This window comes from Embleya sp. NPDC050493 (genome assembly GCF_044458105.1).
In the GTDB taxonomy this organism is placed as follows: Bacteria; Actinomycetota; Actinomycetes; order Streptomycetales; family Streptomycetaceae; genus Embleya.
Genome location: NZ_JBITHP010000003.1, coordinates 92,635 through 106,018 on the forward strand (window position 1 = coordinate 92,635; position 13,384 = coordinate 106,018).

The window sequence follows — 13,384 nt, forward strand, 5'->3', positions numbered from 1 at the left end:
CGGGGTGTTCTCTCACGTCCCGTTCTCACGTTCGGGCTCAGGGCAACGAGCACAGCCGCCGCCCGCCACGAGGCCGGCCGCCCCGCAACCGCACAACCTCTCTCCGCCCGCGCCCATCGTCCCTGCGCCGCAGCCCCGTCCATGGAGGTACCTCACCGGGCCCCAGCCGCCCATCGCAACCAAATTCATCCGGCATTCGACGCGGGAGCACGCACGGGCCGAACGCCGATCGGCAATGCCGCGTCGGCCTCCACAACCGCTGCCACCTCGACGAATCGCAACGCCGCGGCCCGTTTTCCGAATCCGGCTCCGGCTCCGGCTCCGGCACAGCCAGGGCCAACTGCCGTCCCCTCAGGTTCTCCGGCCCGGTCCGGCGCCCTCGAGGTCAGACGGGCGGCAGCAGATCGCTCTCGCTGACGGTGTATGTCAGCAGGGGATAGGTGAAGTCCGTTTCGTTGTTCTCACGGCGCCTTAGTCGGTAAAACTCGTGCTTCTGCTCATCGTCGGCCGACACGAGGCGCGCACCCTGCGGGAGGTATGCATGTCCGTCGCGAAACCGAACGAAGGTCTTTGACGTTCGGAAGGTCACACCCAACCATTGATTGTCTGCCGTCCGGACGGCGGGCGCGTCCAATACGATTTTGTGTCGGAGTCGCCGATTCGATTCGACAGAAAACGCGACGATACTGTTGTGGGCGAGAGTGATCTCGAACGTCTCGCCACCGGACTCGGACTCCTTTGATGCGAAGATCAGCTTCCTCGGCGGGCTCGCTTCGGGATGCCGGTAGCAGGAGAAGACCGCGATAAACGACTCATCGGCCAGGTCGAGGGCCTGGTCGGAGTGGCTGCCCATGGTTGTGTAAGCGTTCGTGTAGCTCTCGATGAGAGCGTTGTTGAAGCCGACCGACAGCCCCGCACGTTCTTGAACCTGTTGCGCCAGCCGTTCGTGCACCTCCCGGAAACGCTGCGCCGGGCTGCTGTATCGAGTCGTGGTACGCACGAGAGGCACACCCCCCGCCTCGTCGACCCTGGCAAGCACGGCGCCTCGTCGGCCCTTTCCCACGTCTTCCCAACGAGCCGACGCGGACAGCTCCGCAAAGAGATTCTCCTCGGCCGGCAGAGCACACGAGAGGATCTCTTCCGAGATCCTAGATTCGGGGGGCAACGTAGTCTCCCGTGTTCATACTGAAGAGAAGTTCGTCGCCGTAATCGATGACGGACGAGGTCCTGTTCTCCTCGGCGTACAGCCTGCGCAGCTCGTTCATGCCGTCCGGTGTGGGCGGCCCCAACTTCAGCAAGTCTCCGGCCACTTTGAGAAACGTCTGACCGTTCTTGTGAACTGCTTCGGCGCTCGAACAGCGCACCACGTAGCCCAGGCGGGTCGGGAGCAATTCGGCGTCCAACGTCGACGGCCGGATTTCGTGCGTATACAGGCGGTTGGTGGACAGCGGCATGAAGAACACGGAGCCGGGATAGAGAGTCAGGGTGAACTGCGTGGGCAGCGCGACCTCGTCGCGTCCTTCGGTTGGCTCCTTGAGGCGGAAGTGAAGTTTGGTCAGCCCGCCCGCACCCTTCACCCCGAAGTCGAAGGGGTCCTCGGCCAAGGGCTGTAGCTTGTCGAGCCCGTCATAGAACGTGCAGAAGGCCATGATGCCATTGACGGGCATGTCCTTGGTCTTGTCGGCGTGGGCCGAGATCTTGGCCTTGGACTGCTTGCGCTCGGCCGTGGCAAGGGTGTTGTGGTAAATCTGCGCGAGGACGTGATTCAGCGGTGCCTGGTTCCGGAAGACGGTGGCGGCCTCGCGGTTCAGAGCCTCGACGATGCGCGTATCGGTCGGGCGAAAGCTCTCGGTCGGCCCCGAGAGGTTCGTGGAGCACCGGAGCAGGCGGAAATGTAGTTCGTCACCGTCTCGTGTGACGTGCGTCAGATAGATTCCACTGCGATGGGCTGTTCCGGGCTTGGTGGACTCCGTCAGGGACTGGAACGCATGCTCTGCACTGATCCGCCCGAAGTAATCCGCACCGAGCCCGAAAAAGCGGCGATAATACACGCCGACGCCATGCACGCGGATGGGAACTCGGCCGAGATCGACGAAGGTCCACGGGGTGTCCTCGTCCTCGCGGTAACCGTGTGCCAGCTCCCGGATAACAAATACCCGAGCGGCCGCATGCAGTTGGCGGCGGCTGATCCCGGATATATCACCACACAGGTAGACAGTCTTCAGCGCGAGGTCGGGCGAACCGGAAGCAAGGTCCTCCGGCGTGATTGTGGACCCGAAGAATTCCCTGATCAAGTCATTATCGTGCAACATCGAAGGCGCAACCAGGATGTTGCTCGCATCCTCGATGCAGGCTTCGGCCGGCTCTGTCGCGGACATCAAACGGTACCTGCCATTCGCAGACCCTAACGAATTTGCTCAAAACCGTGGACATGGCAAAGGCCCGCACTCTCATTCGCGTTGCGAAGCATAAATGAAAGGAGACGGACCGTTGAACCTTGATGCTCTCACGGGCCCCGACAGCGGGCAACGGGGTTCTACTGCACGGACGCGGTGCAAAGAGCCGCTCGGCGAGGCCGGGAGGCCGGGAGGCCGGGAGGCCGGGAGGCCGGGCAGATGGGGCGGACGGGCGGACGGCTCGCGGCAATCGGGCTGTACCAGTCGGTGGGTGATGCCTGTGCTCTGCCCTAACTGCCAGTCGACGGCATCGAACCCGCTCCGATCAACCCGCCGCCCAAGACCGAACTACCCGCCGTCGACCCGGCTTTCAACACTCGGCTTCCAAGCTCCGCAAGCCCTCGTCGAACAAGCCGTCGCAACACCCAAGGGCCGGTGCGCCACGGCCGACAAGGCAGCCGCCAGGAGTTGTTCGGCCGGTCGTGTGTGCGCGCGGTCGCGCTCGTCGTCCGGCTCCGCACCAGAACGGGTGCCACAACCTCAGCTCGCCAAGGCACCCGGCGCCAACACCAGGCCTGCTGCCGCGAGGAAGGCCTCAAGGCTGATGACGCCGCCGCCGGTGCCGTCGTCCCATTCGGCCAGGACCCCCGAAAGGCCCTCGTTCCACGAGTCCGGCGTTTCGGCATCATCGTCAGGGCCGGGATGCCACTCGACACAACCCACGCCATGCCGGTATCGGAGGTACAAGTACTGGCCGTCTACCGTCCAAGCGTCCCACTGCGACGGGTAGGCAGAACACGTCTGCACAACCCGCATCAGCTTCCGACCCGCGTCCCTATCCATCCGACGATGGTCACGCAGCAGCAGACCCCTGGCAATCGACTTCAGGCCGCCGTCACCAGCGCATCAAGCAGCAGCCGGACGCACGCCATCAATGATCGCCCGGACAACCAACCGGACCTCGCCATCGTTTGCAGGGCGGCCGCGCGAACCGACCCGGTCGGAGCCGCCCGCGGTTGATCGCCGTGGATGACGCCGTCTGGACGCCCGGAAAGCCGGGCGGGTTCAGCAGCCGAACCGTGACTGCAACTGCTCGGGGAGACGTTCACCCTGGATCCGGATGTTGGCGGCGGCCTCTTCGATCCGATGTAGGCCGCCGGTTGTCAGTTCGACGTCGACTGCGCCCAGATTCTCTTCCAGGCGGTGCAGCTTGGTGGTGCCGGAGACCGGCACGAACCACGGCTCCTGCGCCGACACCCAGACGAGAGCGACCTGGGCCGGCGTGGCTCCTTTGTTCGTGGGCAATCTGCCGCAGCAGGTCGACCAGCACCTGGTTGGCTTGCCGTGCTTCAGGGCTGAAGCGCGGGAGCAGGCGACGGAGGTCGTCGTCCGCCGGCGACGTGCTGGAATCGATCTCGCCAGTCAAAAATCCTTTGCCGAGCGGGCTGTAGGGCACCGGACCGATGCCCAGTTCCTCCAAGGTCGGAATGATTTCGGTTACGGTCCGTAGACCTCGGCAGTGTCGAAGAACGCCACGCCGTGGTCAACGGCCGCCCGCAGCAGCTTCGTCATCTCGGCTGTGTCTTGTGGCTGACCGTAGAAGAAGCTCATGCCCATACAGCCGAGCCCGAATTTGGCCGGGAGCCGGTATCGAGGTTGGGCAGCCTTCCTGCAAGCAAGCGGTATTGCAACGACCCCTTGAACCCAAGCGGTACACCGGCCGCGAATTCGCCCTGCTCGCAGCAGACTTCGGCATCCGACTCTCGGTAGGACACACCGGCCGGTGCTGGGGGAACGCACTCGCCGAGTCGTTTTTCGCCACCCTCGAATCGACCTGGGAACGGGCCGAGGTGGTGCCCCCTGGAGTGGTGTAGCGGCGATCACTTCTCGCGACTTGCTGCCACCACATCGCGCTACTACACCGCTCTGCGGGATACGATCCGCGCACCGGACCGGCGGTCGACGGTACTTACCCCCAGCCCCGGCAGCCGGCCGACCCCGTTTATGCTCACGCCCATGGCACTCGAATGGGAACAGATCATCGTTGACTCCTCCGACCCCATCGCCCTCGGGCGTTGGTGGGCCGAGGCTCTCGGCTGGGTAGTGGTCGACGAGTCCGAGGAGATCATCGAGATCCGGCCTGAGCCGGACCGGATGCCGGGGCTGCTCTTCGTGCCTGTCCCCGAGGGCAAGACGTCGAAGAACCGGCTCCACCCCGACTTCCGCCCCGACGACCAGGAGGCCGAGGTCGCCCGGCTGCTCTCCCTGGGTGCCCGGCGCGCCGACACCGTGCAGGGCGAGCAGCACTGGGTGACCCTTCTCGACCCGGAGGGCAACGAATTCTGCGTCCTGGGTGAACGGAAGAGCTGAGCCGGGCCGGGCAGCCGTTCGGGCGGAGGTGCCGGACGGTTTCGCCCACCCGCAGCTGCCCCAGCCGCTGCTCGCCGACCCGGCTGCGCCGGGTGCCCCTTCGACGACCGTGGTCCGTGCATGGCTCCGGCTGGTGCGTTGACGATGCGCGGCTCGGCCCGGACGACCTACGAGCCGGCCCCGGCCGACACGGGCCGCCGCACGCGCCGAGGCCAACATCCGCAGGCTGCACAGCAGCCTCGGCTACCGCGGCTCCGCCGAATACGAAGCCGTACTCGCGCCCTGACCACCACAAAGACGCTGTCCGCCAAAGCGGAGCAAGCTCATTCCACCCTGCTCCTTCGCCGCCGGGCGTCACCCCGCCCGCGTCTCCATCCGCTCGGCCGCCGCCAGGTCGATGGGGTAGAGCGCGAAGGGTCCGCGAGGCCCAGCTGCGCGATCACACCAGCGGGGGCCGGCCTCTGTCCGAACGATGCCTTCCGGACCCTCACCACAGGGGACCCGTCCTTGGGGACCCGTCCTCCCGGCTTGGCGTACGACTTCGCATCAACCGGTTTAAGAACGTGTATTCAGGCGCCAACTGGGGTTCAGATCAAATAGACGCATTTGTCAGGAGTATGACGCATCCCTGAACGACGCTCTGACCTGCGGCGATGCCGTGTGTGCCGTTCTGAGAGGCTAGAGCGGGAATGCATAGAGGATCACACCAACCCCCGGTGGATACTGGCTTACACGGGGATTCTGACATATGCGCAGGTCAGAAGGGGTCTCTCGGCTGCCGAGGTACGGATCTCGGATCGATCTTGGCGAATCGTCTCGCCCGCGTGCGTCCGCGTACAAACGGGAGGGCTTCGAGGGGGTGTCCGAGGGACGTTGAGGACGGTGCGGCGGGTTGGCTGAATTCGTTGGCCGGATCCGTTGGCCGCCGGACGGCTGGGTGACTGGGTGACTGGGTGACTGGGTGACTGGGTGAAGTCTCGCGGTACCCGGTGCGGCAAGGTTGAGTTCGAGCGGTGCGGTGATAGCGAGCGAGTGGTTGGCCGCGGCGGAGGGTCCGGCCGACGGCGTGTGCATTGCGGGTGGTCTCGCTGAACACGTCGCGCCGCAAGTCCCGCATGGCAACGAGGACAAATACCATCATCCTGGCGCCGGGGTCGTCGGATGCGAGCTCGATGCCCGAAAGCGGTCCGGACTCGACGCGCAGGTGCAGACCTCGGCAAATGCCCCTGCCACTCCGGGCCTTCGTCCCTTCGCATGCCGAGGGCAGGCTCTTGCAAGACCGTACGGCCCTACCACGCACATGGGTCCAGCACGAAGACGGGGATCACGCGGTCGGTGTTCTCCTGGTATTCCGCGTATGTCGGAAACGCGGCGACCGCGCGCTCCCACCACTCGGCCCTCTCGTCCCCGGCAACCTCACGGGCCATCATGTCCTGGCATACGGCACCGTCCCGGAGATCCACGTGCGGGTCGGACCTGAGGTTGAAGTACCAGTCCGGATGACGCGGGAAGCCTCCCTTCGAGGCCACGGCCGCATACCGTCCCTCGTGCTCCACGCGCATCAGCGGGATCTTGCGAAGCTTGCCGCTCCGCGCGCCGCGCGTGGTGAGAATGACGACGGGCAGGCCCGTGTCCCAAAGCGTCGTCCCCTGCGTGCCCCCCGAACTCTCGTACAACTCGACCTGTTCGCGGATCCACTGAGCCGGACTCGGCCCGTAGTCGCCCTCGAGAGGCATGGTGTCCACCCGTCGTCGCTTGCGGATTATGCTGCGTATTCCCACCATTCCAGCGCAAGTGACCTGATCCAAGCACCCTGCCCCGAGTAGCGAAGACTGGATCGATCGCGATGCCGAGGGATGAGGGAGCTCAGTCCGCCCAGGAGCAAGCTGGGAAGGCGGAAATACGGACCGATCCGATGGGACCGATGTGTCGTTTCCGCCGGTCGAAGGTGGGTGCTGTCGAAGGTGCGTGGCAGTCGGATCCGCCGGGGGGTGCGGAGTCGGCTGATTACGCCCTCAGCGATCTCGGAAACGGCCGACTCGCTAGACCGAGGCGCCACGTCTCCGAGCAGCCCCTGCCGGCGATCGAGCTCCACCACCTCGGCCGGGAAGACCCCCGCACTCGTAAGAACCGACCGTGCCGGTTGGCGAACAAGAAGGGAAGGTTGGGGAGACCAGGGTGCTTGATGTATCGGAGGCGCGGGCGAATGGAGAGAGTGGCTTCTCGGATACCCGGCCAGTCCAAGTCCACGATGGTTGGGCGACTCCTGGTGTGAGTCCGGAAGCATGGGCGTGGGGGATCGATTCGTTCGGGTGACGGAGATTCCGACCGCACGGGCGGCCATCTGCGCGATCGCGGGCCGGCCCGGACGCCGGTACGGCGGCCACTTGGCACGCTGTGAAGAACGCAGCGATGGGTAGGTCGAGGATCCGACTGTCACCTGCGGAGGGGTTGTTTTGGATTCCGAGTGATGTTCGTGGGTCGCGCCGAAGGTGCGTGGAACCTGCGACATCCGACCCGGCCGCGCTGATTGGGACGCGACGCCCCTTGCTTCGATCCGATGACCTGTAGACGAGGCTGGTGCTGTTCGTTTCCCCGCCCTGGTGAGTGTGCGCATGGCACCTCAGGGCATCCTGAAGAGCCCGGCCCGATGGCAGTAGTGGGGGCGAGAGGTCGAGGCTTAAAGCCAAAGGGGCTGACAGTCGCTCCAGCAGCGGGACTGGTTCTCATCGTTGCCCGGCCGTGAAACAGTAAGGAGAGAAGGCTCGAAGAGCCTCGCTGGTGGCAGGACTCGCGTGCTGCTGCCAGGCGATCAAGAGGTCCATACGGGCGCCATTTTTGGTGCCCGACTGTATGGCATGACACCAAGGGACAAGGACCTCTTGCGTCCGAGCCCGACGCGGATGATCCAGCCAGTCGAGGGTTCTGACCTGCGTGTTTCACAAGTTCACAACTTATGCAACGCAGCATGTTGCGGATGCTAGAGCGTAAATTACTCGGCAGACTGTTCTTAGAAGTGTCCTTGAGTATGTTGCGTTAAGTAGAGCGTAAGCTGCATGGCATGGTGCACGTTAGGAAGTGACGTGCCATGTTCGCGTTTCTACTACGGAATCTGTGCGGTGAACTGCAACGCTAAAACGGCGTCTGTGCGGGCGGGTGTGCGGGTGTGTGTTACGGCGGATGTATGGGTGTTGGTGTGTGCGGATCGATGGACGTGCGGCTCTGCGGCTGGGTGTAATGATGGGTGACTATGCGTTCGGACGTACGGATGGAGCTATGGATGGATGTAGGGATGGGTGGATGGATGGGTGGACGGTCGGATGTAGGGGTGGAGCGATGGATGTTGATACGGGTGTAGCAGCGGGTGTGACTATGTGTGGGTGGATGGATGAACGGGTGAGTGGTCGGGTGGAGCAGTGGGCGGAGCAGTGAGTGTGCGGCTGGAGCTATGAATGTGCGTGTAGGTGTATGGGCGTACGTACGGGTGGGCGGAGCGATGTTGGGATGGTCGGGCGTTCATTCGGACGGGCTGGTGGGTGGGTGGAACTACGGGCGATACGAACGATGGATGGTTGGCCGGGCGTAGCTGCGGATGGGCGGCGCAATGGATCTGTGGTTGGGTGGCCGCCTGTTCGGGTGGGCGGTGGGGTGGGCCTTGCGATGTACGGCCGCATGGATGGCTGGATGAGTGGGTGACCGGACGGACGTACGGGTGGGCGGATGACCGGAGCGATCGATCGAACGCTCTGCCTTCGGATGGGTCTGCCTTCGGGCGTACGGAGCGAGCGACGGATCACCGTTCGGGCGGGCGGCTCGGCGGAACAACGGTCGGGTGCAGGACACGCTCTGCGGACGGCACGAACTGCGTTGCCGACGGCGGGTGTGCGGCCGGAACGGCGGATGGTTGAGCCGTACGACGGGTGGCTGACCGACCGGACGTATCTGCGGATTGGTCGGTCCACGGAACACGCACTCGGTCGCCGAGTCAGCGGCCGGGCCTACGTACGGACCGATCCGACGGTCTTACGAGCAACCGAGCTGCGGCTCACCGGACGGCCGATGCTATGTGCGGCCGGCGCGATGGCCCACTCGAACCACGGCGCTCGCAAGCAACCGGCGGTCGGAGCAACGCACGGTCGGGCCGGTCTTCCTGTCGGCGTGCGGCCGACACACGCAAGCTAACAACGCACGGATCTGCGGTCGGAAGGGCCTCTCTGCGGCTCTGTGACGGCCTGGACGGGCAAAGCCCACAGCCGAACAACGGATCGGCCGCCGTGGAGCCCTCACGGACGACAGAACGATCCGACGGGCAACCGCCGGTCGCATGCCACAGCCGAACCACCACTGGGTGAACGAACACACGCGCCGACGGGCGGACAGCCGAACGAGCACCCGAATGCCCAGACGGTCGGATGGCCGACCCGACCGACAGTCCGGACCACGGATAGCTGGCGCGGCAGAGGGACGGGCTGACGGGCTGACGGGCTGACGGACGAGCAAGCGGGCAGATACGTGGGTGGCCAAGCAGGCAGCCGCCGAGTAGTCGAACCGGGCAGACAGGTACGGGCATAACCGGGACGCGGGCGAGCGGGCAGCCACGGACGGACGGCGGGACGGCCAGGCGGCCAGGCAGGCGGGCAGGCACGGACGAATGGCCGGGCGGCCGGGCGGCCAGGCGGCCAGGCGGCCGGGCGGCCGGGCGGCCAGGCGGCCAGGCGGCCAGGCGGCCAGGCGGCCAGGCGGCCAGGCGGCCAGGCGGCCAGGAAGGCAAGCAGGTGCTGGTCGAGCACGGGGCTTCGGTCGCTGGGCAGCACGCACGCGCTCGGCAGAGTAGGCGTCGAGTCCAAGTGGGTCACCGCGGTCGTGAGGGCACCCTGCCGGTTCCGACGGACCGCGACATCGCGCCCCGGCCGACGATGTCGACGGGAGTCATCCGCCCGCAGCCGGGGCGGGCATCCCGAGCCCGGCCACACCCGACGCCCAACCGGCAACTTCACGATGCATAGCGCTCATTGGGCCGCCCGTCAGGGGCGTGCAAGTTCCGCTTCAGCAGTCGAACACCGACCAGCAGATGTCGTTTCGCAACCGCTGGTCGTCAAGTACGAGCTCGCGGATCGCCTCCGGGAGCTGATTGCGTTGCCACTCGCACTCGAGTCGTCCCGCGATCTCGCTCTCGCCTTCCGGGGCCGCCGCACGTGCGGCCGTGATCGCGTAGGCGGCCGCGCCGAGTTCGTGAGCGGCGACGTGGGCGACGACACCGGCCTGGCCTGCGGCGTAGGCGGCATGTCGCGCTGCTCCCCGCAGGTCTCCGGCTGCCCCCATCGCATGGCCACCAGCCGCGCGGGCCTGCATCATCTCGACCTCACCACGCACCCATGCCCGGGCATGCTCGATCGCCCGGCGTGGCCGCGAATCCCGGGGCCGGGCCGACTCGAAGAGGCCCAGGACGTGCTCCGCACACGAGGCAGCCCAGAGCGCGAGGACCGGCGGATACGAAGCCGCATTCGCCGCGCGGCATGGCCGCCGCAGCGACTCTGGCCGTGGCCGCGGCCAAAGCGGAGCAGCTCGGTCACGGCCGGAGCCGCTCCCGGGCAACACCGACAGGGCTGCCCACCACATGCCACCCGCGAACCCGCCGCTTTCGCCCGATGCTCCTGGCCCAGACCCGCTCCCGGTCGGATTCGATGCGCATCATGCCCCGTTGGCAGCCCTCCCCGTCACCCACATACCGCTCAGGCGCCGATCGCGAGTCGTGGTCCGAGACGAGACGCGAGAACGAGACGCGAGAACGAGACGCGGACCTGACCTACGAACCTGACCCACGCCCCCCGACCCACGAGCCCGAGACCGACCCGAGACCGACCCCACACGGACCCGGAGGGGTGAAGTTGCCGGCCCGTCCGGGTGTCGTCTGGAGCTCGGCCGGGTCGACCATTCGGGCTGTGTCTCGATATGTCGAACGGGTGACCTATAAATCGAGAGTTCCATCGGCAATTCGTGCGTCAAAAGAGCCTGTTGGGGGCGTTGATTCGGCCGACCAAACGGGTTAACCGGGACATACGGGTGGGTTTTCCGAGTGTCACAGTGAATTTTGAGAATCCGCTGCTAACCTGACAGACAAAACTTAGGCCGGACCCCTCAAGGACGTCTTGGAGGTTCTGCCCGCTAGATCCTGGTTCGTTGCGCTTTCGGGCTTCCGACGGAAGTATCGAGCAGCTACCCCGGAGGTACGTCGTCTTCCCTGTCAGGTGCAGCGGACGGCTCTGACAGGCCACCGGCAGAAACCCGGCTCCCGCAGGCGGCCGGTCGGCTCTACTTGAGAGGACGCACGATGGGTGCAGTAGTGGCGGTGGCCAGCCAGAAGGGGGGTCCCGGGAAGACGACAACGACGGTGAACCTCGCGAGCGCTCTGGCGATCAACGGCTTTCACGCCCTCGTGGTCGACCTGGAGCCCCAGGCGCAGGCCGGCGTCGCACTCGGCGTGGTCCCGCAGCCCCAGCGCTCGGTCGGCTTCGCGCTCTATGCGCAGCTGAACGGCATGACGCCCGACGTGCCGGAGATGATCTTCGACCGCAGCGAGCTGCTCAAGTCCTTCGAGACCACCGGCAGCCTCAGCCTCTTCGGCTCGGTGCAGAGCACGATGGTCGACGCCGAGCGCAAGATCGCCGGAATGGACTTCTCCACCACCGGGATCCTGCGGCGCATCCTCGAACCCATCCGGCGGACCCCGACGATCATCCTGATCGACACCCCGCCCAGCGTCAGTGCTCTGTCCGCGGTCGCCCTCGCCGCCGCCGACTTCGTGGTCGCGGTGTGCGAACCGCTGTACGCGACCGTCCAGGGCGCCGCCGTGATCAAGGGCCTGACCGCCGCCACGTCCGAGCGCACCCTCGGCGAGTGCGAGCCACGCTTCATCGGCACCGTCATCAACAAGGCCAACGCCCCGTCCCGCCGCACCAGCGAGGACGACCAGGTCGAGCAGCGGCTGGCCGACTACGGCCTCGACCCCTTCCAGACGCAGATCCGCCGGGACAGCCGGATCTCGCAGGCGTACGAAATCGGGCGCCCCGTCTGCATAGAGCAACCGAACATCGCCGCGAGCGTTGCCTACACCGAGCTGGCCATCGAACTGTTCGACCGTGTGAAGCAGGCAGCCTGATGACAGACGAGAAGCCCGCGCCCAAGTCGAGGGCCAAAGCGCGAAAGGCGCCTGCCGTCCAGTCGTCGGTCCTGGCCGCCGCGCTCCAGGACGCCATGAACGGCAGCTTCCTCAACTCGGGCACCGACTCGACGGCGGCGCTTCTGGCACAGATGGGCGGCGGCAGCGGATCCGGCGGTACGACGTCGGGACCGCCGTTCAAGAACGCGGCGCCTGCCGTACCGGCTCCCGCACCCGCGCCGACCCCGGAGCCGACCCCGGAGCCCGAGCCCGTCCACGCGGCGGCGGCACCCGCCACCGAGGAGGCCACCGTCCCGGCGGCCCCGCGCGTCGAGGCGCCGCCGGCCCCCGAGGCCGTGTCCCAGCCTGCCCAGGAACCGACGCCGGAGCCGGTCGCGGCACCCACCCCGGAACCCGCAGCGGAGCCCACCCGGACCATGACCGCGCAGGCCACCCCGGAACCGACGGCTCCGGCCCAGGCTCCACAGCCCGAGCCGGCAGCCCACGTCGAGCCCGCCCCGAACCAGGCGCCCACCGCACCGCCCACTCCGGAGCCTCTCCCCGTGGCGGCCCGCCCGGAACCGACTCCCGAGCCGGCCCCGAACGTCCCGACTCTCAGCGCCGAACCGGCACCCGAGCCCAGGCCGGCCGCCGAGCCCGAGCCCACAAAAGCCCAGGGCCAGGCCCAGGCCCAGGCCGAGGCCCCGGCTCCCGCGGCCGAACCGGCACCCCGTGCTCCCGAGCCGGTCCGGGCTCCTCCGGCCCAGCCCGCCAAGGCGTCCGCACCCGCGAAGGCGTCGGCTGCCCGCGCACCCCGACGCAGCGCTCCGGCACCGGCCGCCCCGACCCCGGTCGGTACCGGCTCCGCCGACGAGCGGTCGGCGCACGCTTCGCTGCTCGATAGCTTTCTCGACGCGCGGATAAACTCGAAGGGTTGGGAGACCTGGGGTTTCCGGCTCCTGCCCGACGTCAAGGCGCGCCTGGGCAAGCGGCTCACCGCCGACAAGCGTTCGTCGCAGAACCGGCGGCTGGCGCTCGGCCACTACCTCAACGCCGCATTGCTCGAACTCCCCGACGACAACGACGAGCAGATCGAAATGATCCGCTCGTTCCTGCGTGCCAGGGGCGGAATCACCGACCCCAGCCAGTCCTCCAGCTACCGGGTGAGCCCGGCCGTGTACGAACTCGCGCGCGATCTGGACACCGAACTCACCGCGACCGAGAAGCGCGGTCTGGTCGTGTATCTGTTCTCGGCCGCCGTCGAACTGTTCCTCGAACGCCTCGACGCCGAGGGCGCCCTCGGCCGCCCCGAGATCTTCTCGCCCCAGCAGTAATCCGCCGTCGGGGGGGGCGGGGGGGGGCCCCGGCCCCCGGCCCCCCCCCGGCCGGGGGGAGGGGGGGCGCGGGGGGGGGGGGGGGGGGGGAAGCGCGCGGGCGCGCCGGGCCCGCGCGGCCCGGG

Annotated in this window: 9 protein-coding genes and 2 pseudogenes; 3 read left to right on the plus strand and 8 right to left on the minus strand. The window is 67.0% G+C overall.

Annotation, left to right across the window (positions count from 1 at the left end):
* Nucleotides 1-385: 385 nt before the first annotated feature.
* The 6 genes and pseudogenes from ACIBM5_RS07230 to ACIBM5_RS07255 form a co-directional block, all read right to left on the minus strand.
* The gene (locus ACIBM5_RS07230) at nt 386-1,165 is read right to left on the minus strand and encodes a hypothetical protein (RefSeq protein ID WP_396005845.1); all 780 of its coding nucleotides are present in this window, start codon (nt 1,163-1,165) and stop codon (nt 386-388) included.
* The gene (locus tag ACIBM5_RS07235) at nt 1,149-2,378 is read right to left on the minus strand and encodes a hypothetical protein (protein ID WP_396005846.1); all 1,230 of its coding nucleotides are present in this window, start codon (nt 2,376-2,378) and stop codon (nt 1,149-1,151) included. The genes ACIBM5_RS07230 and ACIBM5_RS07235 overlap by 17 nt, the downstream gene beginning before the upstream one ends.
* A gap of 558 nt (nt 2,379-2,936) precedes the next feature.
* Nucleotides 2,937-3,119, minus strand: a complete 183-nt coding sequence (locus ACIBM5_RS07240) for a hypothetical protein (protein WP_396005847.1) — start codon at nt 3,117-3,119, stop codon at nt 2,937-2,939.
* A 342-nt stretch (nt 3,120-3,461) separates the two neighbouring features.
* The gene (locus tag ACIBM5_RS07245; RefSeq protein ID WP_396005848.1) at nt 3,462-3,653 is read right to left on the minus strand and encodes a hypothetical protein; all 192 of its coding nucleotides are present in this window, start codon (nt 3,651-3,653) and stop codon (nt 3,462-3,464) included.
* A gap of 94 nt (nt 3,654-3,747) precedes the next feature.
* Nucleotides 3,748-3,852, minus strand: a pseudogene (locus ACIBM5_RS07250) (aldo/keto reductase); the annotation flags it as partial.
* 41 nt (nt 3,853-3,893) lie between these two features.
* Entirely contained in the window at nt 3,894-4,013 is a 120-nt protein-coding gene (locus ACIBM5_RS07255) for an aldo/keto reductase (RefSeq protein ID WP_396005849.1), read from the minus strand.
* Nucleotides 4,014-4,412: 399 nt separating this feature from the next.
* Between ACIBM5_RS07255 and ACIBM5_RS07260 the strand changes: the two genes are divergently transcribed.
* Nucleotides 4,413-4,766, plus strand: a complete 354-nt coding sequence (locus ACIBM5_RS07260; RefSeq protein WP_396005850.1) for a VOC family protein — start codon at nt 4,413-4,415, stop codon at nt 4,764-4,766.
* Between the two features lie 1,289 nt (nt 4,767-6,055).
* Here ACIBM5_RS07260 and ACIBM5_RS07265 read toward each other — a convergent pair.
* Both ACIBM5_RS07265 and ACIBM5_RS07270 read right to left on the minus strand, forming a co-directional pair.
* A complete protein-coding gene (locus tag ACIBM5_RS07265; RefSeq protein ID WP_396005851.1) occupies nt 6,056-6,502 on the minus strand; it encodes a nitroreductase family deazaflavin-dependent oxidoreductase in 447 nt (148 codons plus the stop codon).
* A gap of 3,310 nt (nt 6,503-9,812) precedes the next feature.
* A pseudogene (locus ACIBM5_RS07270) lies at nt 9,813-10,250 on the minus strand (putative immunity protein); the annotation flags it as partial.
* Nucleotides 10,251-11,097: 847 nt separating this feature from the next.
* Here ACIBM5_RS07270 and ACIBM5_RS07275 point away from each other — a divergent pair.
* Together ACIBM5_RS07275 and ACIBM5_RS07280 are read left to right on the plus strand one after the other, a co-directional pair.
* Entirely contained in the window at nt 11,098-11,925 is an 828-nt protein-coding gene (locus tag ACIBM5_RS07275) for a ParA family protein (protein ID WP_079026817.1), read from the plus strand.
* Complete coding sequence (locus ACIBM5_RS07280) at nt 11,925-13,259, plus strand: hypothetical protein (protein WP_396005852.1); 1,335 nt, start codon at nt 11,925-11,927, stop codon at nt 13,257-13,259. Before ACIBM5_RS07275 ends, ACIBM5_RS07280 begins: the two co-directional genes overlap by 1 nt.
* Nucleotides 13,260-13,384 lie beyond the last annotated feature (125 nt).

Coding starts and splice junctions, on each gene's coding strand:
- ACIBM5_RS07235 (WP_396005846.1), bottom strand. CDS start 2,378: ATGTCCGCGACAGAGCCGGCCGAAGCCTGCATCGAGGATGCGAGCAAC.
- ACIBM5_RS07255 (WP_396005849.1), bottom strand. CDS start 4,013: ATGGGCATGAGCTTCTTCTACGGTCAGCCACAAGACACAGCCGAGATG.
- ACIBM5_RS07260 (WP_396005850.1), top strand. CDS start 4,413: ATGGCACTCGAATGGGAACAGATCATCGTTGACTCCTCCGACCCCATC.
- ACIBM5_RS07265 (WP_396005851.1), bottom strand. CDS start 6,502: ATGCCTCTCGAGGGCGACTACGGGCCGAGTCCGGCTCAGTGGATCCGC.
- ACIBM5_RS07275 (WP_079026817.1), top strand. CDS start 11,098: ATGGGTGCAGTAGTGGCGGTGGCCAGCCAGAAGGGGGGTCCCGGGAAG.
- ACIBM5_RS07280 (WP_396005852.1), top strand. CDS start 11,925: ATGACAGACGAGAAGCCCGCGCCCAAGTCGAGGGCCAAAGCGCGAAAG.